The sequence below is a fragment of the Nocardia sp. NPDC003963 genome, from assembly GCF_053605105.1.
Map to the genome: position 1 here is coordinate 33,593 of NZ_JBSGIP010000007.1, position 26,997 is coordinate 60,589.

Annotated in this window: 13 protein-coding genes and 1 tRNA gene; 5 read left to right on the forward strand and 9 right to left on the reverse strand. The window is 68.3% G+C overall.

Features of this window, described 5'->3' with window-relative positions; translation table 11 throughout:
- Positions 1–27 precede the first annotated feature (27 nt).
- Positions 28–834, reverse strand: a complete 807-nt coding sequence (locus tag ACWEWT_RS15855) for a TetR/AcrR family transcriptional regulator (RefSeq protein WP_452559547.1) — start codon at positions 832–834, stop codon at positions 28–30.
- 201 nt (positions 835–1,035) lie between these two features.
- On the opposite strand from ACWEWT_RS15855, the gene ACWEWT_RS15860 reads away from it, so the two are divergent.
- The 3 genes from ACWEWT_RS15860 (at position 1,036) to ACWEWT_RS15870 (ending at position 3,631) form a co-directional block, all read left to right on the forward strand.
- Entirely contained in the window at positions 1,036–1,986 is a 951-nt protein-coding gene (locus ACWEWT_RS15860; protein ID WP_452559549.1) for an ATP-binding cassette domain-containing protein, read from the forward strand.
- Positions 1,987–2,056: 70 nt separating this feature from the next.
- A complete protein-coding gene (locus ACWEWT_RS15865) occupies positions 2,057–2,788 on the forward strand; it encodes an ABC transporter permease (protein WP_452559816.1) in 732 nt (243 codons plus the stop codon).
- A gap of 222 nt (positions 2,789–3,010) precedes the next feature.
- Positions 3,011–3,631, forward strand: coding sequence for a TetR/AcrR family transcriptional regulator (locus ACWEWT_RS15870; protein ID WP_328398787.1), 621 nt, complete (start codon positions 3,011–3,013; stop codon positions 3,629–3,631).
- 149 nt (positions 3,632–3,780) lie between these two features.
- Here ACWEWT_RS15870 and ACWEWT_RS15875 read toward each other — a convergent pair whose 3' ends face one another.
- The 5 genes from ACWEWT_RS15875 to ACWEWT_RS15895 form a co-directional block, all read right to left on the reverse strand.
- Positions 3,781–4,239 carry a pyridoxamine 5'-phosphate oxidase family protein gene (locus ACWEWT_RS15875; RefSeq protein WP_452559551.1) on the reverse strand — a complete coding sequence of 153 codons (459 nt, stop codon included), beginning with the start codon at positions 4,237–4,239 and terminating at the stop codon, positions 3,781–3,783.
- Positions 4,236–5,282 carry a hypothetical protein gene (locus ACWEWT_RS15880; protein WP_452559553.1) on the reverse strand — a complete coding sequence of 349 codons (1,047 nt, stop codon included), beginning with the start codon at positions 5,280–5,282 and terminating at the stop codon, positions 4,236–4,238. Before ACWEWT_RS15880 ends, ACWEWT_RS15875 begins: the two co-directional genes overlap by 4 nt.
- Positions 5,283–5,376: 94 nt before the next feature.
- The gene (locus ACWEWT_RS15885; RefSeq protein ID WP_452559555.1) at positions 5,377–6,039 is read right to left on the reverse strand and encodes a pentapeptide repeat-containing protein; all 663 of its coding nucleotides are present in this window, start codon (positions 6,037–6,039) and stop codon (positions 5,377–5,379) included.
- A 259-nt stretch (positions 6,040–6,298) separates the two neighbouring features.
- A complete protein-coding gene (acpS, locus tag ACWEWT_RS15890; RefSeq protein WP_452559556.1) occupies positions 6,299–6,736 on the reverse strand; it encodes a holo-ACP synthase AcpS in 438 nt (145 codons plus the stop codon).
- 11 nt (positions 6,737–6,747) lie between these two features.
- Positions 6,748–16,086: a fatty acid synthase subunit beta domain-containing protein gene (locus tag ACWEWT_RS15895; protein WP_452559558.1), complete on the reverse strand. Its 9,339-nt coding sequence runs from the start codon at positions 16,084–16,086 to the stop codon at positions 6,748–6,750.
- Positions 16,087–16,473: 387 nt separating this feature from the next.
- Between ACWEWT_RS15895 and ACWEWT_RS15900 the strand changes: the two genes are divergently transcribed.
- Together ACWEWT_RS15900 and ACWEWT_RS15905 are read left to right on the forward strand one after the other, a co-directional pair.
- Positions 16,474–16,555: transfer RNA gene (locus ACWEWT_RS15900), tRNA-Leu, on the forward strand.
- Between the two features lie 396 nt (positions 16,556–16,951).
- The gene (locus ACWEWT_RS15905; RefSeq protein WP_452559560.1) at positions 16,952–17,812 is read left to right on the forward strand and encodes a MaoC/PaaZ C-terminal domain-containing protein; all 861 of its coding nucleotides are present in this window, start codon (positions 16,952–16,954) and stop codon (positions 17,810–17,812) included.
- A 10-nt stretch (positions 17,813–17,822) separates the two neighbouring features.
- Here the strand turns inward: ACWEWT_RS15905 and ACWEWT_RS15910 are convergent, their stop codons facing one another.
- Genes ACWEWT_RS15910 through ACWEWT_RS15920 form a run of 3 tightly spaced genes read right to left on the reverse strand, consistent with a single transcriptional unit; the run spans position 17,823 to position 26,982 of the window.
- Positions 17,823–18,668, reverse strand: a complete 846-nt coding sequence (locus ACWEWT_RS15910; RefSeq protein ID WP_452559562.1) for an alpha/beta fold hydrolase — start codon at positions 18,666–18,668, stop codon at positions 17,823–17,825.
- On the reverse strand, positions 18,665–26,044 hold the full coding sequence (locus tag ACWEWT_RS15915) for an SDR family NAD(P)-dependent oxidoreductase (RefSeq protein ID WP_452559564.1): 7,380 nt from the start codon (positions 26,042–26,044) through the stop codon (positions 18,665–18,667). The genes ACWEWT_RS15910 and ACWEWT_RS15915 overlap by 4 nt, the downstream gene beginning before the upstream one ends.
- Positions 26,041–26,982: a prenyltransferase/squalene oxidase repeat-containing protein gene (locus ACWEWT_RS15920; protein ID WP_452559565.1), complete on the reverse strand. Its 942-nt coding sequence runs from the start codon at positions 26,980–26,982 to the stop codon at positions 26,041–26,043. The genes ACWEWT_RS15915 and ACWEWT_RS15920 overlap by 4 nt, the downstream gene beginning before the upstream one ends.
- Positions 26,983–26,997: the final 15 nt, after the last annotated feature.

Genomic DNA, 26,997 nt, shown 5'->3' on the forward strand with positions numbered 1-26,997 from the left:
GATACCACCCGGGCGCGCCCCGGGTGGTCACTCGTAGGACGCGATGAGTCGCTCGTAGCCGTCCAGCAGCAGCGTCAGCCCGTTGTCGAAGAACAGATCACCCCACGAATCCTGGTCCTGTTCGAATGCCTGGGCGCGTACGGCCGTCGTGAGCGCGGGAAAACGTTCCGGATCCAGGACCCGGTCGATGATCGCCCAGTCCCCTTCGGATTCCTCGTTGCCGGCATCGATTTCGACCGCGAGCCGAGCTCGGCCGATCACGTAGAGCGACAGATTCATCACCAGCTGTAGTTTCATGGGCTCGGGCACGCGGGTCTGCCCCAGCGCGGCCAGCCCGGACTCCAGCCAGGCCATATTGTTGGGCCCGAGCGGCGGCGCACTCATCGGCGCGCCGAGCCAGCCCGGGTGCCGGCTGATCAACCGGTATTCCTCGTGCGCCCATTGCTCCAGCGCCGCCCGCCAGGGAGTGCCCGGCGCGATAACGGGCGGTGTCCCGACGACTCGGTCGAACGCGACCTCCAGGAGGGTCGCCTTGCTGTCGACATAGCGGTAGAGCGACATCGCAGTGAAGCCGAGTCGTTCGGCGACCTTGTTCATCGACAGCGCGGCGAAACCGTCTTCGTCGGCCAGTTCGATCGCGGCATCGACGATCTGTTCCAGACTCAGGCCACGGCGGGGCCCGCGGGTGCCCGCGGGCGTGAGACCCCACATCAGCTCGACTGATTTCGGCAGCGGCCGTTCGTCGCCGGCCGGCCGCGCCGCATTCGGGCCGGAGGCGGTCTCCCCGGCCGGTCGCTGCTGCCGGTCCGGCCCGGGGCCTGCTGCGCTCGACATCCTTATCGACCTCTTCCGTCCTGATGGCTGTGCCCGGAGGTCCGGGCGCGGGCGTCGTGGCTTCCGGCGCCGGCATCTCCATTCCTATACCTGGTCCCGCGCGGGTCTTGCGCCCCGCCTTGAACTGTGTACTCTTTAAGCAGAATATATGCCATATACAGTTTATGTTGCATACAGTTCCTGGAACGGAGTCGAACGACCATGACCGCCCTTCCCGCCATCTCCCTCACCGGACTCGGCAAAACCTTCGGCGAGCACCGCGTACTCGCCGGCATCGACCTCGATATCGCCCGCGGGTCGGTGTTCTCCCTGCTCGGGCCCAATGGCGCCGGGAAAACCACGGTGGTGCGTATCCTCGCGACGCTGACCGACCCGGACGCCGGCACCGCCCGGGTCGCCGGGCACGATGTGGTCCGCGAAGCCGACCGGGTACGCGCCGCCATCGGGGTGACCGGCCAGCACGCCGCCCTCGACAAGGTGCTCACCGGTACCGAGAATCTGCATATGGTCGGCCGTCTGCTGCACCTGGGCCGAGCCGAAACCCGGCGCCGCACCACCGAACTACTCGAACGCTTCGATCTCGCCGCGGCGGCGAACCGTCCCGCGAGCACCTATTCCGGCGGGATGAGCCGGCGTCTCGATCTGGCCATGAGCCTGATGGGACGCCCGGAGGTGGTCTTCTTCGACGAACCCACCACCGGCCTCGATCCGCGTAGCCGCCGCGAACTGTGGACGGTGATCCGGGAACTGGTGACCGACGGTGTCACCGTCTTCCTCACCACCCAGTACCTCGAAGAGGCCGATCAGCTGGCCGACCGGATCGCGGTTCTGCACGAGGGCCGGATCGTCGCGGACGGCACCCCGGCCGAACTCAAACGCCTGACCCCCGGTGGCCATATCCTCTTCCGGTTCGCCGACCGCGCGGATCTGGCGGCCGCGGCCCGGGTCACCGGCCACCCCGAGACCGACCCGGACGAACTCACCCTGCAGATCCCCTCCGACGGCTCGGTCGCCCATCTCAAACATCTGCTCGACGAGTTCACCGAACTCGACCTCACTGTCGAGGAACTCGGCGTACACACGCCGGATCTCGACGATGTGTTCTTCGCTCTCACCAGCCGGCCCGCCGAACCGCTCCCGGCAGCCTCCTGACCCACCCGATATCGCACAGAAAGCCACGCGCGTGACCACACTCGCCGGTACCGCCCAGGACGCGGCCACCATGACCGCCCGAAATATCCGCCACACCCTGCGCAGCCCGGACTCGCTGATCAGCACGCTCGCCCTGCCGATCATGATCCTGCTGATGTTCGTCTACGTCTTCGGTGGCGCCATGAACGTCGGCGACAGCGCCTTCGTCGACTACGTGGTGCCCGGAATCATCCTGCTGTGCGCCAGTTTCGGCGCCTCGACCACCGCGGTCGGTGTCTCGGTCGATATCACCGAGGGCATCGTGGACCGCTTCCACAGCATGGCCATCAGCCGGTCGGCCTTCCTCACCGGTCACATCACCGAAAGCCTGCTACGCAATATGGCGGCCACCGCGATCGTGATCGGCGTCGCGCTGGCCATCGGCTTCCGGCCCACCGCCGACCCGCTGCGCTGGCTCGCCGCGGCCGGAGTGCTCGCCCTGGTGGTGCTGGCGCTGTCGTGGATGTCGGCCTGTTTCGGACTGATCGCCAGTAGCCCGGAGGCCGCCAACGGATTCACCATCTTCGCGATGTTCATCCCCTACATCAGCAGCGCGTTCGTCCCCCCGGAGACCATGCCGACCTGGCTGCGCGGATTCGCCGAACACCAGCCGGTGACACCGGTGATCGAAACCCTGCGCGGGCTCCTGGTCGGTACTCCGATCGGCCACAGCGCCGTCCTCGCGCTCGCCTGGTGGGGTGGTATCGCCGTGGTGTCCTACTTCACCGCCCTGATCCTGTTCCGGCGACGCACCCGCCGCTGACGGCGATTCCGACCGGTCCGGGCGCTCGCGCGCAGTGTTGCGCGGCCCGGATCGGCGGTATTTCCGTGGTGAGACATGACAGACTCGCCGTCACAGTTCCACACTCTGCACCACGGGTTTCCCCCAACCGCTAGCCTGGGACAGGTGAACGTACGGACGGAGGCCAGGGCCAAACGGCGTCCGGACCCTGCGCTGGAACTCCAGGACGACCCGCAGGAGCTGATGCCGCGCCGGCGTCCGACTCAGGAACGCAGTAAGCGCAAATTCGACGCACTACTGCAGGCCTCACGCGAACTGCTGGTGGAAGTCGGTTTCGAATCGTTCACCTGTGAAGAGGTCGCCGCCCGCGCGGAAGTACCCATCGGCACCCTGTACCAGTTCTTCGCCAACAAATATGTGATCGTCTGTGAACTGAACCGGCAGGACCTGGTGGCCGTCTCACAGGAACTGGCCGATTTCCACGGCGAGATCCCGTCGCTGGACTGGTTACGACATATGAACCAGTTCGTCGACCACCTGGCCAGCCTGTGGATGACCGACCCCTCCCGCCGCGAGGTGTGGCTGGCCATGCAGTCCACCCCGTCCACCCGGGCAACCGGCGCCATCCACGAAAAGGAGTTCGCCGAGGTCGTCTCGCAGATGCTGCGACCGCTCACGCCGCGGACACCGCGGGCCCGGCGCACCATGATGGCCGAGGTCCTGGTGCACGTGGTGTATTCGATGATGAACTTCTCGGTACAGGACGAACAGAGTCACGCCGACGCGGTCGCCGAACTCAAACGGCTCATGGTGGCCTACCTCCTGGTCGCGGAGAAGGAATCCCGCACCGCCAGCCAACGCTGACCCGCCACCAGTCCGGCACCACCGCATCCGCGGTAATACCCCGGCTTCGCAACCGGAAGTACGGCGAAGCTTTCCAATACGCTGCCGGTCCCGGAACGAGATACGGCCCGGAGCGGGCGGGCGGGAGACCGACGAGCTGCCGCTCCCGGTCATCGTCCAGGAATAACCCGGCGCGGATCGCCCCGGTAGTTCTCCTCGTCGAACAACACCCATTCGGTGACAGAGATCTCGTACAAGCGCGACGCGCCCTCCGGCATAGCATCCAGAGTGGGAGCCGCATTCGGCCAACGCACACCGAATGCCTGCGCCCGTTCCTCGATCCCCTCGCCGGGCAGTTCCACCGCGCGACCCGAAAACGACACACCGCGCGCAGTCTGCCCGAGTTCGTACAACGGAATATCGACAATTGCGCCGGCTATTGCGGGATTGCGGCGGATGTTCTGCGAGTGCTCGCGATCTTGGCGCGATAAGAACCACAACCGGTCCGGGCCGAACGCAGCGAGATACCAGACGTTGCACACGCGCGGAGTTCCGTCCGCGTATACCGTGGATAGCTGCATGAGCTTTCCGCCGGCGACGTACTCCTCCAGTAGGCCGCGTTCGTTCACGCCTTCACCGCTTCCAATGCTGGCCGAGCCTGCTCCCGCCACGCGGATACAGCCCGACTGTTTACCCCTCGTAGGTCCGCGTCGAACCGCCGTGCTCGACCTATGACACTGGTCGCCAGATAAGTTCGGTCGCTGGTGACAGCTCGCGTCGCGACCGCGCATGCCTCGTCCACCTCGCCAGTTGCGAGCAGGGCGGATGCGTATTCCAGGCGAACCAGGCAAGGTTCGGTGGTCTCTGTGGGGTCGTACATGGACAGCGCCCGGTGAGCTGCGACGGATGTCTGATCGGAGCGTCCGAAAAGGGAATGGCCGACCGCTTCGTAAAACGCCAACTTCTCCGGCCGGAAGGAGAAGATCCCCAGCTCGATCTCGTCAGGGCTCGCGCTGTCCAGGGCGGTCGCAGCAGTGGCAATACACCGCCGGAACTCGTCCTCGTCACCCATCACTGCATGTGCTCTGGCAGCCATACCCCACAACCACGCCGCCGCGGCGCCCGATGTCGGCTTCTGATCCAGCCGGGGGGACAGCACAGCCAGAGCCCCGACCGGGTCGGCGCTGTACGTCGGCAGGTAGGACAGCCCAGCCAGGGCAATGTCCTCCGATTTACGGTCGCCGATGTCCTGAAAGGCGTGCATCGCCGTCATGTACCAGTGACGTGCCTCGTCGAAATATCCGTCGTTGAACAGGATCTCGCCCACCACATTGGACAGGCGGCCCGCCACACGCACCAGCCGTATCTGGTTGTAGGTGGCTTGCCGCTCCGACAGGCACGCCCGTACAGCCCGGAAATTGTCTACTGCCGACGCAAGGAGTGTCCGCGGCGGAACCTGCACAACCTGTCTTCCGAGATCTGATTCGGTCAGCTCCGGCCCCTCGATCGCGCCTTCCATTCGGCTGTCGTCGCAGTGCCGCTGATGTGGATGCAGCATCAGCGTGGCGAGACAGAACTGGTCGACAAGTTCGCGGGGTCGCTGCGGGAGTGCTGCGACGGTTTGAGCAATAAGCGGGACCTGTTCACCCCTTACGGTCAGCTGCTCGTGCACCAGCTTGCAGAGTTCGCGTTCACCCTCGATTGGGATTACGTCGAGGAGTCGATTTCCGGCGACAGGTTCTCTACCTACGCAGTCGCGGCCTGAGTCACCAGGACACGTCTATGCCGACCTCTCGGGCCAAGCTCCCCGCCAGCCCGAGCAGGTCGTCACCGCGTACCTGTGCGCCTTTCAACCCGCGCACCCCGCGCACGTCTATCAGTCGACAGTCCACGAACACCGTGTTGTGCTCGATATTCGCCTGCGAGAATTGCGCGCCGGTGAGGTCGCATCCCTCGAACCGGACACTGCGGAACCTGACTCTCTGGAAGTCCGCGCCCGCCAGATTGCAGCCGGTGAAAACGACCTTCTGGAACTTGCTGCCGCGGAATGACGCCAGGTCGGCGCGAGTATCATCCACGGTCACATCCCGCAGTACACCATCGCTCAGCGATAGGCCGGTCAGCCTTGACTGTGTAATCTCCGACTCCAGAAGCGACGTCTCGTCCGCGCGCAGGTTCGACAGGTCGCATGAGTCGAACCGGCAGCTATCGAACGTGGTCCGAGCGAGCGTGCCGACGATCCTCGCTCCGGAGAATTCCGACGCGCTTATCGCAATGGCTTCTCCGCCCTCGAGGCCGACATCAGTCCCCGTGTACCGGACACCGCTCACAGTCAAGTCGTCGGCGAATTCCTCACCCGGTCCGGCGTCGCGTAAGGCACTCGCAGTCCGCGGTTTCGCCGGTGCGACCTGTACACGTGTGACGCCCATGACTCCCCTGTCCGACGCGGAATTGGCACCGAACCTAGCATGCCGATGCTGTTCCATCGCGGAGGGTGGGGAGCGGCCCGGTATCGCTCGGGTGCCCCCGCTTCTGGCTCTGGGTGAGCGGCCGCCGAATCCTGCTTCCAACCCTCACTTATCAGAGGCCGGGATCCGGGCAAATCTGCCGCCCAGCAAGCCGATTCGGAGAAGGTGCGGGCACGAGAAAAGCCACGGAACGGGGTTCCGGGCCGTTCGTCGTTCTCACTCAGTTCTCCGGGGGCCGTCCGTCGATCAGGTCGGCCAGTTCGCCCGGGTCCTCCAGCACCACCATCGCGGCCGCCGTATCACCGTCGTGGGTGAGCGACAGGTGCACCCGCACCCGCGGCAGGAATTCCGCGGCCAGGCCGTGCAATTTGATGCTCGGCCGGCCCCAGGCGTCGTTGACGACCTCGATCAGTGGATACGGGTTGTCCCCGATCTGCGGGCGGCGAGCGAAGCGGGACGATGCCCAGGCCTTGAGCACCGCCTCCTTCGCCGCCCACCGCGCCGCGTAACTACGGGCCGGATCGGTGGCCTTGCTCTGGCAGTAGCGCCGCTCACCGGCGGTGAAACTCTCCCTGAGCATGGTCGTTCCGGCACGGTCCAGTTGTTCGGCGAACTCGGAGATGGTCACCAGGTCCAAGCCGATTCCGAGGATGGTCACAGTCGCGCAGCCTACGGTGTACCGGCGGTATCGGCACCGCCACCGATGAACTGTCCGGTCTCACAACCGGCTCCGTCGACCTGGTAGACCCCGCCGGCACCGAGCCGGGCGTCCTCGGACAGCAGCATCTCGGCTTCGAGACCGCGCACCCGTGCCGCCGGAGTGCCGTCGCCACCGAGCCGCCGGTCGGCCGGACGCTCGTAGAGCGCCGCGCCACCGCACATGGCCTCGACGATCCGCTGCCGGCCCGCGAGCAGGCGTTCCTGCGCCCGGCGCTGGTACTCCGCACGCCGCTCCGGTTCGATCGCCTGGACGAACGCCTCGGGATGGACGATCGCGAGCAGGCCGGACACATGCCCGAAGCCGAGCGAGGTGACCAGACCGGCCTTGAGCGGGAACCGATCGCCGAAGCGCAACGCCTCGCGCACCCAGACCAGATGCGGGTAGTCCGCCATCTTCTCGTCCACGCAGTCCAGGCTCCGGTTCGGCGGCACCACACCGTTTTCCAGCACCTGGCACAGGCCGATCAGCTGGAACGCGGCGGCACCACCCTTGGCGTGCCCGGTCAGGCTCTTCTGCGAGACCACGAACAACGGTGCGCCCGTCGAGCGGCCGACGGCCGTGGCCAACCGCTCGTGCAGTTCGGATTCGTTCGGATCGTTGGCCGCGGTGGAGGTGTCGTGCTTGGACACCACCGCGATATCGTCCGGGCCCACACCGAGTTTGCGCAGTTCCGCGGCGAACCGGGATTCCCGGCCACCCCGGCCCGCCCCCAGGGCACCCAGGCCGGGCGCCGGAATGGAGGTGTGCACGCCGTCGGCGAAGGACTGGGCGTAGGCGACCACGCCGAGCACCGGCAGACCCAGTTCGAGCGCGACGTCACCGCGGGCCAGCAGTACGGTGCCACCACCCTGCGATTCCACGAACCCGCCGCGGCGGCGGTCGTTGGCCCGGGAGAAGTAGCGGTCGCCGATACCCTTGGCACTCATCGCCGCCGAATCCGCGGTGGCCGACATATCGCCGAAGCCGACGATGCCCTCGATACCCAGATCGTCGAAGCCACCGGCCACGACCACCTCGGCCTTACCGAGCTTGATCTTGTCGACGCCCTCTTCCACCGATACCGCGGCGGTGGCGCACGCCGCGACCGGATGCACCATGGCGCCGTAGCTGCCGACGTAGGACTGCACCACATGCGCCAGCGCCACGTTGGGCAGCGCCTCCTGCAGGATGTCGTTGGGCCGCGGTTCGCCGAGCAGATTGTCGACGTAGAGCGACCGCATCGACGACATACCGCCCATACCGGTGCCCTGGGTATTGGCCACCAGACTCGGATGCACCCAGCTCATCAGCTCCGTCGGGCTGAAACCGGATCCGACGAACGCGTCCACGGTGCAGGCGATGTTCCACAGCGCGACCCGGTCGATCGAGGACGCCATATCCGCGGAGATACCCCACACGGTGGGGTCCCAGCCGGTCGGGATCTGGCCACCCACGGTCCGCGACAGGTTCGCCCGGCGCGGCACCCGGATCTCGGTGCCGGCCTTACGGGTCACGGTCCAGTCGCCGGAATCGGCGACCGGGGTGATCACAGTGTGCTCGGGGCCGGCCGCGTAGAAGGCCCGCGCCTCGGCTTCGCCGCCGACCGTGAAGGACAGATCCTGGTCCAGGAACACCGATGTCATCAGCGGGCTGCTGTTGTCGATCATGGCACCGTCATCGGCGTAGCGGCGGATACCGCACCGCTCGACGACCGCGTCGTGGTAGCGCTCGGCCAGTTCGTGCTCCGGTACGAGATCGCCGGATTCGGCGTCGTACCAGCCCGGCTTCGGATCGTTCTCCCAGGTCACCATGCCGGTGGTCCAGGCGAGTTCCAGGACACCGCCCGCCGACAGTTCGTCGGAGACCTCCATCTCGAACCGGGTCCGCGCGGATCCGTACGGTCCGATTTCACCGGCGCCGACGATAACGACCATATCGGCGAGATCGGCGGTCACCGCGCCCCATTCGGGGACGGGCAGCGCCGAGCTCAGCGCCGGCGGCGCGGGCAGCGCGGCGATCCGCGGCGCACCCTGCTCATCGGACACCGCGGGCTCCTCGGCATCCGCGGCCTCCTGGGCCTGCTTCGCCAGCGCGGCCAGGTCCAGATCGGCCTCGGCCAGCCCGCCGGTGAGATCGACCTGCTGCGGAGCGGTCGCGGTGATCTCGCGGGCCTGGGCGGTCGCCCATTTCAGCAGCTCGTCGGCGATCTCGGTGGTGGACCAGGTCTGCACACCGGCCTGCTCGACCGCGTCGACCATGGGATCGTTGTGGCCCATGAGCCCGGTACCCCGGACCCAGCCGATCAGCGCGTGCACCAGGGTGACCCGGCTCGACCACGACTTCTCGGCCCGCCACTTGGCGACCACGGCGTCCAGCGCGGCCTTGGCCTCACCGTAGGCGCCGTCACCGCCGAACAGACCGCGGTTGGGCGAACCCGGCAGCACCACATGCAGTTTCGCGTCGACATCGTGGTCCGCGCCCAGCGTGGACAGACCACCGATCAGCCGCTCGACCGACCACAGCAGCACCCGCATCTCCATCTCGGCGCGGGCACCCGCGTCGGAGAGGTAGCCGGAGACCCGCGGCGCCGCGAACGGCAGCAGCAGGGTGGGGGTCAGCGCGTCCTTGGTCTTGATCTTGGCGCCACCAGCATTGTCCACCTGCTCGGTACCGACCCACTCGATGAGCGCGTCGATATCGGTGTAGGAGGCCATATTCACCGGAACCACCCACAGCGCCGCACCGTGGCGGGCGTTGGCGCGGTAGAGGTCGCGGTAGAAGCCGAGCCGGGTGTCGTCCAGCCGCGAGGTGGTGACCACCACGGTCGCCCCGCCACCGAGCAACCGGCCGGCCAGCGCGGCCGCGATGGAACCCTTGCTCGCACCGGTGATCACCGCGATCTCCGCGGACCATTCGCCGGCTTCGGCGTCGTCGCGCGCCGCCGTGGTGATCCGCTCGTAGTGTCCGGCGAGCACCGAACGCGCTTCGTGCACGGCCCGCTGCCGCCACCAGTCGGCCTGCGCGGCGACCGCTTCACCCGCACCGGCGAATCCGGTGACCGGCAGCTGCGCGGTCGCGGCGTCGTCGTCCAACCACAGCCGGGCCAGATCCTCCCGCGCGCTGGCCCACCGGTCGTCGATGAGCACCGCCTTGCGGGCATCGAATGCGGGGGCGACCAGTCGCGGCCAGTCCGAACCCAGTTCGGCGGACACCAGATCGACCAGACCGTCCTCGGTGGCCTCCGGCGCGGAGGTCTGCTCGCTCAGGCCGAGCTGTTCCAGCACCAGGCGGGCAGCCGAAGCCAGCACACCGTCCTTACCGGTGATCTGCTCGGTGAACTCGCCGAGCGCCGCGGCATCCACGGTGCCGCCACCGGACCCACCGGCCGAGGGCAGCGATACCGCCACCCCGCGCCGGGCCGCCACCGACTGCACGGCGGCGTCGATCGCGGCATCCACGGATGCCGCGTCGGTGAGCGCACCGGCGACCAGACCGCCCAGGTCACCACCGCGCACGCTGGTGCCCTCGCGAGTACCGAGCGAGACCTCGGCGGTGATGTGGCTGGCCCAGCCGTCACCCAGTTCCCAGACCTTCTTCACGCGTTCCGCGATCGCGGCCGGCCGTTTACCGGACGGTCCGAAGACCTTGCGCAGATGGTCGTTGATCGAATCGCTGAGCACCGAACCGAACGGCTTGTAGGTGCGGGCGAGACGTTCCACGGTCGCCGAGAGGGCGCCCATATCGGCATCGGCCGCGCCGTCGATCGCGCCCAGGGACAGTTCGGATCCGAGGTCGACGAGCAGCTGGTTACGGCGCGAGGACACGCCGTCGCAGAGGCCCTCGATCGTATCCACCGGACCGATCTGGTCGATACGGAGTTTGGTCCACAGCGCGATCAGCACCCGGGTCGCGTCGGCCGCGGTGAAGGTGATGTCGTCGGGCCGCGGGCCGCCGGACGCGGCGGGCGCCGGAGCCGCGGGTGCGGCAGCCGGGGCGGCCGCGGCGGCGGGCGCCTCGGCGACCTCCTCCACCGGCTCGTCCACCGGAGCCGGATCGGTATCGGTGGAGTACACCACCGCCGCCTCGCGCTCGATATTGAGCACCTCCACCGTGGTGGTGGCGAAATCGGGCAGTTTCAGGGTCTGGCTCGCCAGGTTCGCCACGGTGGGGGTGGCGCCCAGGCCGACCTCCACGAAACGTTCCACGTCCAGATCGCCGAACAGCAGATCCTGGGTTTCGATCCAGCGCACCGGGCTGGCGAACTGCCAGGCCAGCAGCTCGATCAGCACTACGCGGCACAGTTCGCTCGGACGCTGCGCCCAGGAGTCGAATTCGGCGAGCACGGCGGCGAGCGGTTCGGACGGCACCAGATCGGCGATCTCGGCGACGAACTCACGCTCCAGCGAGAACGGCTTCGGCACCAGGTTCGGGATGTAGCGCCCGACCAGTACCTCCGGCTGCAGTTCCTCGGGCAGCAGCTGCTCGAGTTTGCCCCGGAACTCCGGAACACCCTTGCGCAGCACGGTCGAATGGAACGGGACATCGATACCCGGGACCAGGATGAAGGCCCGCTTACCGCCGAATTCCTCGCGGCGGCGTTCGATCTCGGCCTCCAGCGCTTCCAGGCCGGCGACGGTACCCGCGATGGCGTACTGCGAACCCCGCAGGTTCAGGTTCACCACTTCCAGGAATTCCCCGGCCTGCGCGCCGACTCCGGAGACGAACGCGATCACCTCGTCGTCGGGCAGCCCGATCTGCGAGGGACGGATCGCGGCCATCCGGTAGTCGCTGCGGCCCTGCGCGTCACGCGGGACCAGTTCGTGCATGGCCGAACCACGCTGGAACACCACCTCGAGGACGGCCTCGAGCGGCAGCACACCGGCCACGGCGGCCAGGGCGTTGTATTCACCCACCGAATGCCCGGCCAGCAGCGAACCCTCCACGAACGCACCGGCTTCGCGGAGCTCCGCGACCTGCGCGACACCGAGGGTCGCCATGGCGACCTGGGTGAACTGGGTCAGATGCAGAACACCGTCCGGGTGCCGGTGCTCGACGCCGCGCGCCCTCAGATAGGTCGGATTGTCCCGCACCACGGCCAGGATGGAGAAGCCCAACACCTCCCTGGTGTGCTTATCGGCCCGATCCCAGATGGCCTTGGCCGCCTTGGAGCGCGACCGCGCGTCCAGGCCCATCCCCTTGCGCTGGATGCCCTGGCCCGGGAACGCGTAGACGGTCTTCGGCGCGGCGGTCCGGCCGGTCGCGGTCATCACCAGATCCCCACCGGCACGGCAGGAGACCTCGACGATCTCGTCACCCGCGTCGACCGCGATCCGTTCCACCCGCACATCGATATCGGCGCCCGGCCGCACCATGCCGAGGAACCGGGTGGTCCACGCGGTCAGGGTGCGCGCCGGCACGGTCGCCTGCGGATCCACCGCCGAGACCGCGTGCTGCGCGGCGGCCGACAGCCACATCCCGTGCACGATCGGGCTGCCCAGGCCCGCGAGCTTCGCTGCGGCATCACTGGTGTGGATGGGGTTGTGGTCACCGGAGACCGCGGCGAACGCGGCCATGCTCCGGGGCGCGACCATGGTGACATCGCGGCGCCGGCGGCGCGGGGTCTCGGTGGCGTCGCCGCTCACCGTGCCCGCGGCCCGCGGCGGATCGGTCAGTTCGCCCGCGCCGGTGCGGCCGCGGATCGCGAATCGTTCGGCCAGCCGGGCCAGCGGCACCACGTCCAGGCCCTGGTCACGCATCTCACCGACGGTGACCTCCACCTCGACCACTCGGCCGAGGTCGGTATCGATCACCGAGCCGGATTCGGCCCGCACGACGAGAATGCTGGTCTCGTCGGGGAGTTCGCGCAGCAGCTCGATCCGATGGTCGAGGTGCACCAGATCCAGCATGCCCTCGATAACGCTGGTGTCGGCCCCGGTACGCGCCGCGCCGAGCACCGCGAACACCGCGGGCCAGCAGGCACCCACCAGCACGTCCGGTACGGTGCGGCCCAGGGTGCTCAGGTTCGCGGGCAGCCCGGCCCCGGTGACCCCGCCGTGATCGGCGACCAGATCCGGCGTCCAGGCCAGATTGAGGTGCGCGACAGTGCCCTTCACCTCGGGCAGCGCCTGTCCGGCGGCCACGCCCAGCAATGCGGACATGGCCACATCGGCATCGGCTTCGGTCACCACCGGCGCGCCGCCGTTGTACACCGTCACCGGCACCGTGATGCGGATACGCACCACCTGTCCCGCGTACAGCGGAACGGTGAGTTCCACGTAGCTGTGCTCGGGCTCGGGACCGTCGGTTTCGACGAGGGTGGCTCCGGTCGGCGGGTGCACCGCACCCTTCTCGTCCACCGTCCACTCCTGCAGATCACCGAGCCGGTGCACCGGGTTCACGGTCGCCCGGCCCGACCAGTTCACGTCCGGCGCGGCCAGCACGATATCGATCGGGCCGCTGGTCACCGCCGCGACCCGGCGGGCGTCGACCGCGGTCGGCGCCACGCCGTCGCGGACCAGTGTGTAGGCGGTGTCCTGTTCGAACCGGTCCAGCAGTTCACCGACCGGCTCGTCCACCCGGGTGATCCCGGCGACCGAGACGGTGCCCGGGATGACGCAGACCTGATCGGCGGAGTACCGCGGATCATGGGCCTGCCACAGCGAATCCGAGCGCCACCAGCGCCGCACGTCCTGGTCCACCACCGGCACGAAATTGACCGGCTTGCCCGGGGTTTTGCACAGAGTGACGAAGAACGGCACATCCGCGGGGTGCAGCACGGTCTGCGCCGCCGCGGGGTAGCGCTCGCTCAAGGCGGCGAGCGCGGCAGCCGGATCTTCCAGATCCTCGTCGCGGAACAGCGAGTCGATCTCGCCGCGGTCGGCCGGCGCGAGCCGGGCCTCGGCACGGCGCAGCATCTCGGCGAACCGGTCCCGCCAGCTGATGTCCAGCCACACCGTCTGCGTCGCCGCGGCGATCGCATCCCCCAGATCGCTACCGCAATCGAAGTCCTGACGGCGTTCCTGCCCGATCGCGAGGTCCACATAGCGTTCGAGCCAGGCCAGGTAGGTCATGGTCGCCACATCGCCGAAGTACGGCTTGGCGGTCGCGTTCAACGCGGCGATGATCTCGGCGCGGCGCTCGGCCACCGCGTCGGCGTCGCCGGCCACATCGTCGAGCAGGCGACCGGTACGCGAGGCCGCGTTGTCGATCTCGTGGATATCGGCACCCAGCTGGCTACGGCCCGAGGCCATCCCGCCGTTCGCGGTACCGGCGCCCACCCAGTCGGGGGTGCCGGGTGTATCGACCAGCAGCTGTTTCACCTCGGGCGCGGTGGTGGCCTCCAGCGCGGCCATCGCCGCGGTGCCCACCAGCACACCGTCCAGCGGCATGGCCGGGTAACCGTGCGGCGCCGACCAGGCACCCGTCAGGTATTCGGTGGCCCGCTCCGGGGTGCCGATCCCACCGCCGACACAGACCACGACGTTTCCGTGGGTGCGCAGTTCGGCATAGGTTTCGAGCAGGAGATCGTCGAGGTCCTCCCAGGAATGGTGCCCACCGGCCTTACCACCCTCGATGTGCACGATCACCGGGTAGTCCGGCACCGCGTCGGCGATCCGGAGCACCGCGCGGATCTGCGCGACCGTGCCCGGTTTGAACGCGACGTGGCTGATCCCCGCCTCGGTCAGCTCCTCGATCAGCGCGACGGCTTCCTCGAGCTCCGGGATACCGGCGGTGACGATCACACCGTCGAACGGAGCGCCCGCCGCGCGTGCCCGCTGAACCAGCCGCTTACCGCCCAGCTGCAGTTTCCACAGGTACGGGTCCAGGAACAGCGAATTGAACTGCACCTGCCGTCCCGGGTGCAGCAGTTTCTGCAGATCCGCGACGCGGTCGGCGAAGATCTGCTCGGTCACCTGACCGCCACCGGCCAGTTCCGCCCAGTGCCCGGCATTGGCCGCGGCCGCGACGATCTTCGCGTCCACCGTGGTCGGGGTCATCCCCGCCAGCAGCACGGGCGAGCGTCCGGTGAGCTTGGTGAACGCGGTCTCCACCACGATGCGGCCGTTGGGCAACCGCACCGGACGCGGCGCGAACGCGGTCCACGGCTGCGCGACCTCCGGGGTGGCGCCCGGGGTCAGCAGACTGCGCTGGCCGGCCCGGGTGGCCGCCGCGATGATGCCGACACCGCTGCCCTTCAGCGAATTTCCGCTGACCCGGGAGAGCAGATCGCCGGGACCGAGGTCCAGGATCCACTCCGCGCCGGTGGTCACCACTTCGTCCACGGTCGCCACCCAGTCCACGGGCTCGACCAGGATGTCGCGTGCCAGCTGTCCGGCGAGTTCGGTATCGAGTTCGCACTGCCCGGCCCAGCCGGAGACCAGTTCGACGGTATCGGAGAGCGCCGGGTGATGGAACGCGACATCGATCTCGAGATCCTCGAAGACCGGGGCGAACACCGCCCCGCCGCGCTGTTTGGCCGAACGCTCGCGGTCCTGCTCGGCGTGCAGCTGCGCACAGCGCTGCTGCACCCGGCGCAACTGGTCGGGGGTACCGGACAGCACCACCCGGCGCCGCCCGTTACGGATCGACAGCACCGCGGCCGCCATCGGGTCCACCCCGGCCGAGATCTCGGCGAGCACGGCGCGCAGTTCGTCGGGGTCGACATTGGAGACCGCGACCATGGACGACCGATCCCCGACCGGCATGAGTCCACGCCGCCGCGCGACCAGTCCGGCAGCGGCGCCGACCAGCTGGGCGATCGCGAGAATCTCCGCGTCCCGCTCCCCGGCCGCCCGCACCGCGGCGGCAGCCAGCAGTCCCTGTGAATGGCCGACCACCGCCACCGGTGCGATCTCGGCCGGATCCAGCCCCTGCAACCGCAGCGCGCGCAAGGCGGCCAGCTGGGTCAGCAGCACACCCGGCATGGATACCGCGGCCGACCGCAGCACGCGTTCCGGCGGCGCGTCCGAGGTATCGGTCTCGTCGTCGGCGAGATCGTCCTCGAGCATCCAGGCGACGGGGTCGAATCCCACGGGCCGCACCGTCAGCAGCTGGTCCGCGACGGGCTCCAGCAGGGTGGCCGCGTCGTTGACCAGTGCGGTGAGGTCGGGCTCCAGAGCGGCGTCACGACCGATCTCGGCCAGCTCGCCCAGCCAGCTGGCACCCTGCCCACCGAAGGCGAGCGCGTACGGCGCCCCCTCCCGCAGCCGGTCCAGCAGCGGCGTGCGATTCGTCTCGGTCACGTTCCCGCCCGCGGCCGAATCCACCCGGTGTCCGGCTCCGGACGCAGTGCTCTCGTTGATCGTCAAGACGCTTCGACTTTCTCTCGTGGCGACATGTCTTCGGAGACTTCCCCGGCTCCCAGTCCGCGCGCGGGCGGTCCACGCCCGTCGGCCTGCTCTCAGCGAGAATGGCACAAAATCATGAGGGAATCCTCACGTTTCCTTGCCCGTGCGACCCCTACCGGCGAGTATTCGTGCACCCCTGTACCAGAATCGAAGGAAACATGAACCTCCCTCATGTTTGAACCCGCTGGTGAGGGACCATCCTCACCCCCGCGAAACGTGAGCACTCCTCATATTGGCAGTTATGCAATCGTTATAATCCCAGGTGGGGTTACCGGCGAGTACAAAACGCCGACCGCGTCTTCGCGATCCGGCGCGCGACCGGTAGAGTTTGGACGGTCGTACCATCAAGCGCGAGTGGCGGAATTGGCAGACGCGCCAGATTTAGGTTCTGGTGTCCACGGACGTGGGGGTTCAAGTCCCCCCTCGCGCACAAAAAGGTGGTGAACGCACCCCTCCGACCGAAAAAGTGCTCGAGTACCACTCGAACACCGTCTGGAGGATCTGTGTTCGCCCGTGTCCGCCTTCACTGTTGCGCCGCTGACTGCGGCGATATGTTGGCCGCAATCTACTCCCTGTCCACCTGGTAGGGGTTGTTTCCACCACCTTCGGTGGTGGTGCCCGGTGATCGCACCCGTGATTCCGCCGCGGACCCCGTGACAGGAACAGGAATCGACCTGTGCCTGCACATCGTCCGCCGCGATCACGGTGCCGCCGTGGCCGACCGGGTCGCCCGGCTGCCCCGGTCACGGGAACGCGCCACAGGCGCACCCGGGTAGATTGCACCCGTGGCCGTGATACGCAGCAGCGAGCAGCAGGACGGCCGCCGGTGCCGATAGACGTGCCCATCGCGACCGGCCTGACGGTCCCCGAACAGGAATTCCACTGGAACGAAGCGGATGCGCGGCGCTACCGGCATGCGGTCGGCCAGTCCGACCGGCAACACGGTCTGCTGCCCACCTTCGCGATGACCGCGCCCGGCGCCTTCGGTGTCGCGTCTCCGGATTTCTATCATTCCCGGCCCCCGGAGATCCGTTTTCCCGGAATCACGTTGTCCCTGGCCACCCTGTTGCAGCAGGAACAGGAACTGCGGGTGCACGCCGCGCTACCGGAGTCCGGCAGTGCCCGATGCCGTAGCCGGGTGCTGGGCGTCGAGGATCGCGGTACGGCGGCCGTGCTGGTGCAGCGCACCGAACTCCTCGGCGCCGACGGGACACCGCTGGTGTCCGGGATCTCCCGGATCCATGCGCGTGGCGAGGGCACGGCCGCCGGATCCGCTGCCCGCGCCCCCCAGGTAGCCGCGGCTGCCCCGGCCCGGCCACCGGACGCGGAGGTCGTGGTGCGTACCGACCGGGAGCAGGCCGTGTGGTACCAACGCTGCGGCAAGAACAATTCGCTGCACGACAATGTGCACACGGATACGGCCTTCGCGCGCGCGGCCGGCCTGGACGGACCGATCATGCAGGGGGTGTGCACATACGGGATGGTCTGCGCGGCGCTGGTCGATACCGTGCTCGACGCAGATATCGCGCGGCTGCGCGGCTTCACCGGCCGGTTCACCGGCATCGTGTTCCCGGGTGATTCGTTGCGTATCCGGATCTGGACCGGCGACGGCGAATACCACTACCGCACCACAGTTCCCGGACGCGCGGACCGACCCGTCCTGTCGGGTGTCCTGCTGGCCGGATGAGCGGAGTACGTCACCCCGATATCAGGAACCCGGCGATCTCCTGTGCCACGGCCTCGGCGTTCTCGATATGCAGATGGTGGCCGCCGGGAAGTGTGACCTGGCGCAGCTTCGGGACGGTATCGATCCGGACCGGGTAATAGGGTTCCACCAGCGCGGTGCGCTCGGCCAGCACCAGCAGCGCCGGGGCGGTGATCTCCCCGAGGAAGGCGAGCACCTGCTCTTCCGGCAGCGTCGGGGTGATACCGCGATTGAGCCGTATGTCGTGGCGCCAAGAGAAGCCGCCCGATACCTCCACCAGGTCCCGGTCCACCAGGAGTTCCGCGGTTTCGAGCAGGATATCGGCCAGCTGGACCCTGGTCTTCACCGCGTGCATCCGGCTGCGATACACCGGATGCCGGTCGCCGCGGAGGTAGGTATCGAGGTATCGCCCGATCCCGGACACCGCGCGATCCGGTTCGGCGGACAGCGGTCCGATGGAGTCGATGAGAACCAGGCGGTCCACCTTGTCCGGATGGATCCCGGCGACGAGCGATGCCACCGCGCCGCCGAGCGAATGCCCGATCAGCCGGAACCGGTCCCAGCCCTGGCTGTGGGCCAGTTCGAGGACACAGGCCGCGTAGTCGAGGTAGTCGCAGACGATCGAGGGCACCGGATCCGACAATCCGTGCCCGGGTAGGTCGATCGCGATCAGGTCGGCACCGGTGAGGTATCCGGCCAGCGGATCGAAACCGGCGCAATTGTCCAGAATGCCGTGCAGGCACAGCACGGGTAATCCGTTGCCGTCCCGGCTGCGCCGGCCCCGCAGGGTGATACCGGCCTTCGGTAGCGGAAAGGCGACCTCGTCCAGGGCGGTCATCGGCGCTCGAGCCGTTCCAGCACCAGATCCGACAACTGCAAGACACTCGGCCCCTTCATCAGTTCCATGATCGTGACCTTGGTGGCGAGCTCCCGTTCCAGCCAGGCGCTGATCTCCACCGCCAGCAGGGAATCCAGGTAGTCCATCAGGGGCATGTTCTCGTCCAGCGTGTCGAGCGGGATACCGAGTACCGCGGCGAGCCGGGTCTTCAGTGCTCCGCTCAGCAGTTCGGCGTGCGCACCCGCCGCGCAGGCATCGAGTTGCTGCCGCAGTGACCCTCCGGCCGCCGCCGAGACCGCTCCGGTGGCCCGGGCGGCCAGCCGCTCGTAGCGGGGGTGGGTTTCCGGGGTGATGCCGTGATGGCCGAAGAACTGCGGCCAGTCCATCGGGAGCACCCCGACCTGGGCCGCGGTACCGGTCCACAGCGTGGTGAGCGCTCGATAGGCGGCGGCGGCGGTGAATCCGCGCATACCGGTCGCGGCCACGAAGCGGCCGATATCGTCGTGCCGGGCCACATAACCGGCATCGGAGATCGCACCCCAGTTCACCGACAGCGCCACCTGGCCGCGGGCCCGCCTGGTGTGGGCCAGCTGATCCAGGTAGGCATTGGCCACCGCGTAGTTGCCCTGGCCCCGGTTGCCCACCATCGAGGTGGCCGAGGAGAACAGTACGAAGGCCTCCAGCGGCAGATCGGCGGTAAGCTCGTCGAGATGCCGGGCGCCGAAGGCCTTGGCCGCCAGGACGGTACGCACCCGGTCGGCGTCCAGATCGGCCAGTAGCGCGTCGTCGAGCACCATCGCGCAGTGCAGCACGCCGCGCAGCGGAGGAATCGGATCGGCAATGCGATCCAGCACCGCGGCCAGTTCGGTACGCGAGGAGACGTCCGCGGCCTCGACCGTCACCCGCACACCACGTTCGCGCAAGGAGTCGACCCGGGCCGCCTGTTCGCCCCCACTGATACCGGAGCGGCCGAGCAGGACCAGACTGCGCACCCCCGACTCCGCCAGCGCCTCCGCCATCGCGAGCCCGAAACCGCCGAGACCACCGGTGACCAGCCAGGTTCCGCCGAACGACGGCGGGTTCGGGGGACGGACCACCGCGACCTGCCGTTCGTCCATCGCGAGGACCACCTTGCCCACATGCCGGGCGGCGGCCAGCTGCCGGAACGCCGCCTCGGTCTGTGCGGGACGGAACACCCGGTAGGGCAGCGGTCGCAGCTCACCGGAGGCGAAACGCCCCATCAGTGCCCGGAACACCGCGTTGGTGGCCTGCGGGCGGTCCACCAGCAACTGCCGCAGATCGAACGCGAAGTAGGTGAGGTTGCGCAGGAACGGGCGCAACCCCATCCGGCGGTCCTGCAACAGGTCCCGTTTGCCGAGTTCGACGAAGCGCCCGTAGGGAGCCAGGCAGGCCAGGCTGCGGGCCGCGCCTTCGCCGGCGAGGGAGTTCAGCACGATGTCCACGCCCGCACCACCGGTGGCGGCCCGAATTCGGTCGGCGAAATCCAGTGAGCGTGAATCGAATACCTCGCGGACACCGAGAGAACGGAGCAGATCGCGTTTGGCCGGACTACCCGCCGTGGCGAAGATCTCGGCCCCGGCCGCCCGGGCGATCTGGATCGCGGCCAGGCCGGTGCCGCCGGTGCCCGCATGGATGAGGACCCGCTCCCCCGCGTTCACCCGGGCGAGTTCGTGCAGGGCGTACCAGGCGGTGAGGAATACGATCGGCACCGATCCGGCCGCGTCGAAGCCGAGATTCTCCGGCTTCGGAACGATATGCGCCGCCGAAACGGTCAGATGGGTGCCCAGACTGCCCTGCGCCGGACTGACCGCGACCACCGCGTCCCCCACCCGCAGATCCCGCACTCCGCTACCGATCCGGGTGATCACCCCCGCGCATTCGGCGCCGAACCGCGGCCCGGCGGCCGATTCCAGCGGCGGGATCTGACCGAGCGCGATCATGACGTCGAGAAAATTCAGCCCCGCCGCGACGACCTCGACCTCGACCTCTCCGGCCGCGGGTGCGACCCGGTCGTTCCGGTGGTAACGCAGCGAGTCCAGGGCGCCCGGGGTCCCCACGGTCAGTACATAGCCGTGGTCCGCGGAAATAGCTGTGCCGGAAACGAGATCCGGATGCGGCGACCAGGATTCGAGCCGGCGGACGAACCGCTCACCACCGCGGATCAGCACTTCCCGTTCCCGGCCGTCGGACCGGAGTTCCGCGCAGATCGCGTCGAGGTCACCGGCGCCGGGTTCGGTGTCCAGATCCAGCGCAGTGAAAGACAACCGCGGCATCTCCACCGCGACCACCGCCGCCAGACCCCACACCGCGGCCCCGGTGGGGTCGGTCCCGGTGTTCCGGAAGGCATGCGCTCCCCGGGTCACTTCCATCACTCGCGGCCATTCCGCGCGATCGTCGCGGCACACTCGGCGCAGCAGATCGATGACGGCGAGGGTTCGCCCGGTGAGTCCCGCTTCGAAAGAGCCGTCCCACCTATCGCGTATATCGATGATCGCGGTGGGCGCGACCTCGTCGATATCGATATCGCCCGGGTCGCCGGCCACGACCACATGATCCGCGTGCCGGGCCAGTTCGGCGGCCAGCCCGTCGGCCGCCGGGTCGTCGCCGGTGAGGACGAGCCAGCTGCCCGGCGACTGTGCGGTGGCGGACCGGGCCGGGGCGAGCGGCTCCGCGGCGGAACGGGCCACGATCATCGACTGCGACCCGGCACCCGGATGTGCCGGATCACCCAGTGCGATCACCTCGTCGAATTCGAGCGAACGCAGCAGTTCTTCCCAGCCGGCGGCCGGCAGCAGCGGGGTCTGTGGACGCAACCGCTGGTCGCGGAAGGACCACCAGCCCTCGGTGAGGCCGAAGGTCAGGTCCAGCCAGGCATTGCCCGGGGTGGCCTCCAGCAACATGAGCATGCCGCCCGGGGCGAGCATGTCCTGGAGGTACAGCAGCGTCTTCTTGGCGTCGGCGGTCGCGTGCACCACATCGGAGGCGACCACGAGATCGAAGGTCGCGGGTTCGACACCCTGGGCGGCCGGATCGTGTTCGATGTCGAGTACGCGGTAATCCACGAAATCGTGCTCGGCGAAACGTTCCCGGGCCGCGGCGAGGAACGCCGGGGAGATATCGGTGAAGACGTACTCGGATCGGTCGGCGGACAGAACGGGCAGCAGGCTCGCGGTGAGTCCGCCGGTGCCGCCACCGACCTCGAGTACCCGGACGGTCCGGCGCGGGTCGGCGGAATCGGCCAGCCGGCGCAGTACCTCCCCGCCCAGCACGTTGTAGAACCGGGCGATCGGCGAATTCTGGTAGATCGCCTCGAGGTCGACGAGCGCCCCGTCGGCGAACAGCAGTTCGACGGCGTCGACGGTACCGGTCAGCACCTCGTGCAGCCGCGGCCCGGTCCGGCGCAACAGCAGCAACTCCCACGCGCAGGAGGGGTATTCCGCGAACATCGCGGCCCACTGCGTCTCCGCGTCGTCGGCGATCCGTCCGGCGCGGTGGTATTGCTCGCCGCTCTCGCGCAGCGCGTCCCGGTCGACGAGCAGCCGCAGCAATCCCTCCAGCGCGCGACGGTACTTCGGGAGCAGGCCGGGCAGCCCGGCCACCGTGAACTCGTCGGCCGGTCCGAAAGCGTCCAGGCAGCGGGCCACATAGGTCGCGCACAACCGGGTGACATCGCGCTGGTACCCGTCGGCATACACCGCACTGTCCAGTCGCTGGGACAGCGTGTCCGCCAGCGGAGCGATCTCCGCGGCCAGCACGGCGGGTTCCGCGGTGAACGCGCTGCGCTCGGGCGCGGTCACCGGACCGGCGGGCTGCCATTCGAGGGTGTGGAAATGCTCGTCCAGTTCGCCGGATCCGGTCTCGGTGCGGGCCCGCACCGCTTTACCGGACAGCGAAGAGTACTCGGCGAGGACCGCACCCGAATCGTCGAGCAGATAGATATCGACCAGCAGGGTGTCGTCGTTCTTACGCGGACGGGTGTAACACCACACCGGTAGCTCGACCCGGTCGTACACCCGGACCCGCTCGATACCGGTGGGCAGGTAGCTGATCGGCAGCAGCAGGCCCGGGTAGTGCGGAACCGGATGCAGGATGGCGCTCTGGAAGCAGGCATCCAGCACCGCGGGATGCAGCAGATAGCCGTCGCGGCGGCGGCGCAGCACACGTGGGACCTCGATGCGGGCGAGCGCTTCACCGGCGCCGAGATCGATCCGGTCGATACCGCAGAACGCGGGCCCGTAGGCATAGCCGCGCTGCGCGAAACGCCCGTACACATCGATGGCCTTCACCGTGGTGGCGCACCGTTCCCGGATCGCGGCCAGGTCGAACATCTCCCCGCTCCCGGGACCGCCGTCCAGGATGTGGAACCGCCCGCGCGCGTTACGCAACCAGGTGTCGCCGCGTACCGAGCGCTGATGGAATTCGAAGGTGCCGTCGTCCGGATCCAGTTCGAGCCGGCTGATCTGGGGTTCGTCGGACAGCACGCACGCGCGTTCGAATTCGACGAATTCCAGGGCGCACGACTGCCCGGTCGCTTCGGCCGCCGCGGCTAGTGCCGCCTCGATATAGGCCGCGCCGGGCACGATCACCGAACCGAACACATCGTGTTCGCGGACCCAGGACAACCGGTGGTCGTCCCAGCTGATCTCCCAGGTCGGACGGGCACCGTCGACCGGTTTGAGCATCGGATGCCGCTGCCCACCGGCCCGGTAACGCTGCGAGACCTCGCTCTCGTTCCAGAACGACTGCCGGATCCACGGATTCTTCGGTAGCTCGAGCACCGGGGTGTCCCCGGGATGGCAGCGCCGCCAATCCACCGCGCCACCGCCGGTGTAGAGACGCGCGAAGGTATCGAGGAATACCGCCCAGTCGTCCTTCGTCCGCATGAGCGACGGCACGATGGTGGCTTCCGCGGAGATCTCGGTGACCGAGTTCGCCAGTACCGGATGCGGACTCAGCTCGACGAAGGTGTCGTAGCCGTCCGACAGCATCGCCCGGATCGCCGATTCGAAGAGTACGGGCTGCCGGAAATTGCGCCACCAGTATTCGGTCCCGAGTTCGGAGCCCTCGATACGGGCGCCGGTCAGGGTCGAGTACAGCGGGATATCGGTATCCGAATGCTCGATCTCGCCCAGCGCCGCGAGCAGTTCGGCCCGCAGCGGATCCATATCCCGGCTGTGGCACGCACAGTTCACCCGCAACAGCCGCGCGAAGACGCCCTGGTCGGCGAGTTCGGTGGCCAGCGTCTCGAGTACCGGACGCCGCCCGGACAGGGTGCTGGCCTTGGGGCTGTTCAGCGCGGAGACCCACACCTCGTCGGGATACCGTGCCGCCAACTCCCCGGCCTGTGCCTCGGAGACCGCGACGAACATCATGCCGCCGGTGGGATCCGCCTCGTCCTGGATCCGGGCCCGGTGGCAGATCACCTTCAGTGCCTCGGACAGGCCGAGCGCGCCCGAGACATGCGCGGCGGCGATCTCACCCATACTGTGCCCGACCACCGCGTCCGGTTCGATACCCCGGGACCGCCAGAGTTCGACCAGCGCCACCTGGAGCGCGAACATGGTCGGTTGCAGGTAGCGGGTCTCCCCGATCCGCGACGATTCCTCGTCGGCGGTGAGGGCTTCGTGGATGGACCAGTCGATGTACTGCCGGGCGACCCGGTCGCATTCCAGGATCTTGTCCCGGTACACCGGGGAGGTCCGCAACAGCGTGCGTCCCATGGCGTACCACTGCGGACCCTGCCCGTTGAAGACGAACGCGATCTTCCCGCTGCCGCCACGGCGGACCTGTCCGGTGACCACTTCGTCCGCGCGCAGTTTCGCCACTGCCTCCGCTGCGTCGGCGGCGACGACCGCGCGACGGAACTCGTGGTGCCCGCGCCGCAACGCGGTGGCCGCGCTGTGGGCGACCAGATCGGCCCCGGGCCGTTCGAGGAATGCCGCGTGTCGTTCGGTCAGCAGGTCGAGCGCCGCCGCACTGCGGGCGCTGAAGGTGAGCACGGCCGGGCCGGATTCCGGTCCGATCGGCTCGGCGGTCAGCCCGGTCTCCGCGGTCGCCTCGCCCAGTACGACATTCGCGTTGGTGCCACCGAATCCGAACGAGTTCACACTGGCATAGGCCACGGAATGTCCGGCTGGCCACGGCTGTCCGCTGGCAGCCACCGCGATGGGCAGTGTCTCGAAATCGATATCCGGGTTGCCGTCGCGGAAGTGCAGGCTCGCGGGCACCCGCCTGTTCCGTACGCAGAGCACCGCCTTGATCAGTCCGGCGATCCCCGCGGCCGCTTCGAGATGCCCGATATTGGTCTTGATGGAGCCGAGCAGCGCGGCCCGGCCTTGTTCCCGTCCGTCGCCCAGGACCCGACCGAGTGCGTTCGCCTCGATCGGATCACCCACCGGTGTGCCGGTTCCGTGCGCCTCGACGTAGCCGATATCCGCGGCCGCGACCCCCGCCGCCGCCAGTGCGGCCCGGAAGTTGGCCTCCTGCGATTCCCCGCTGGGGACCGTGATGCCCTGGGTGCGGCCGTCCTGGTTGACCGCGCTGCCGTGGACCAGCGCGTAGATCCGGTCACCGTCGGCACGGGCGGCGCTCAGCGGTTTCAGCAGTACCAGCCCGACCCCCTCGCCGCGCACGTAGCCGTTGGCCGAGGCATCGAACGCCCGGGACCGGCCGTCGGGTGAGAGCATCGCGGCCTGGCTGAGCGCGATCCCGAACTGCGGCGTCAGCATGAGGTTCACCCCGCCGGCCAGAGCGAGTTCGCTCTCCCCCCGGCGCAGGCTCTCCACGGCCAGGTGCACGGCCACCAGCGAGGACGAGCACGCTGTATCGATGGTCATACTCGGCCCGCGCAGATCGAAGGTATAGGAGAGCCGATTGGAGACGATGCTCATGAAGGTGCCGGTGGCCGAATGCGGCCCCAGCCCTTCCACTTCGCTCGGTGCCGATTGCAGCGCGCCGTAGTCCTGGCTGCACGCACCGATGAACACACCGGTCCGGCTGCCGGCGCAGGCGCCCGGCACCGTGCCCGCGTCCTCGAAGGTCTCCCAGGCGACCTCCAGCAGCTGCCGCTGCTGCGGATCCATCTGCTCGGCGATACGCCCCGAGATACCGAAGAACGCCGCGTCGAAGGTGTCCACCTGGTCCAGGTAGCCACCGCGCCGGGCACTGATCCGGCCCGGTTGCTGCGGTTTCGGCGAATAGAACCGGTCGACGTCCCAGCGTTCCGCCGGGGTCGGGGTGATCGCGTCCACGCCCTGTTCGAGCAGTTCCCACAGGTCCGCGGGACCGGATACGCCGCCCGGAAGCCGGCATCCGATCCCGATGACGGCCACCGGCTCACTGTCGCTGTAGTTCATTGCTGCTCCAGATATTTGAAGGCGGCGAGCACCTGTGCCGTGGTGTAGACGTCCTGGGTCGCCCGGAAGGCGCTGTAACTCTCGGTTTCCGGGTAGGGGTAGCGCCCGCCGTACCAGGACCCGTCCGTGCGCCGCCGGTCCAGCAGCCAGTCCACCGCGCGCCGTACGGGCGGTTCGCCGATATCCATCCCGGTGTGGGCGAGGGCCATCAGGGCGAGCGCGGTCTGTAGTTCGGGTACCGACGGCTCACCGCGGAATCCGGCGACCTCGGAGAACCAACTGCCGTCCGGGCGCTGCTGTTCCAGTACGAAATCGCGGGCGCGTGCCGCGGCGGCGTAGTTGCCGAATTGCACGAGGGCGGCAACCGCGGGGCGCATCAGGTAGTAGTGCGTGCAGTAGTAGTACCAGTTGATTCCGAAATGACCTTCGCGGTCCTGCTTTCCGGCGAGAAAGTCGAGAGCTTCGTCGAGATGGATCGGATCGACACCGGCCTCGTCCAGCGCGCACAGGGCAAATCCGGTTACCGAGGGCTCCAATTGAAATGCTCTGGGGATATGACTGTGCACTTCTTCCCAGGGGCCGTCCGCGCGCTGTCTGCTGCGCAGGAATTCCGCTTTGCGCCCGGCCCTCTCGTCGAATCCGAGGAGGGCGAGCGACGAGATGTACTCGCTACTGGTCTCCGTGCAGTACTCGGCGGGACCGATCTCCGTCGCGCCCCAGCTGAGCATGCCGGTCGGCTTCTCCCGTTCCACGAGGAAAGCGAGTATCCGCTCCGTCACCGGACCGAAATCCGCAGGTAGCTCCTTCTGCCACAGTGCTATCGCCTTCAGCGCGTTGACGGAGTCCCACTCCTGGAACACCACGATCGAGGGATCCTCGGCGATCGATCCGTCCGGTTGCTGGGCCGCGCGGAAGTACTCGCAGGCCTCGCCGACCACTCGGCCGACCGACAG

Coding starts and splice junctions, on each gene's coding strand:
- ACWEWT_RS15885 (WP_452559555.1), bottom strand. CDS start 6,039: ATGGGCGTCACACGTGTACAGGTCGCACCGGCGAAACCGCGGACTGCG.
- ACWEWT_RS15910 (WP_452559562.1), bottom strand. CDS start 18,668: ATGACCGCCCTGGACGAGGTCGCCTTTCCGCTACCGAAGGCCGGTATC.
- ACWEWT_RS15855 (WP_452559547.1), bottom strand. CDS start 834: ATGTCGAGCGCAGCAGGCCCCGGGCCGGACCGGCAGCAGCGACCGGCC.
- ACWEWT_RS15870 (WP_328398787.1), top strand. CDS start 3,011: ATGCCGCGCCGGCGTCCGACTCAGGAACGCAGTAAGCGCAAATTCGAC.
- ACWEWT_RS15915 (WP_452559564.1), bottom strand. CDS start 26,044: ATGAACTACAGCGACAGTGAGCCGGTGGCCGTCATCGGGATCGGATGC.
- ACWEWT_RS15860 (WP_452559549.1), top strand. CDS start 1,036: ATGACCGCCCTTCCCGCCATCTCCCTCACCGGACTCGGCAAAACCTTC.
- ACWEWT_RS15865 (WP_452559816.1), top strand. CDS start 2,057: ATGACCGCCCGAAATATCCGCCACACCCTGCGCAGCCCGGACTCGCTG.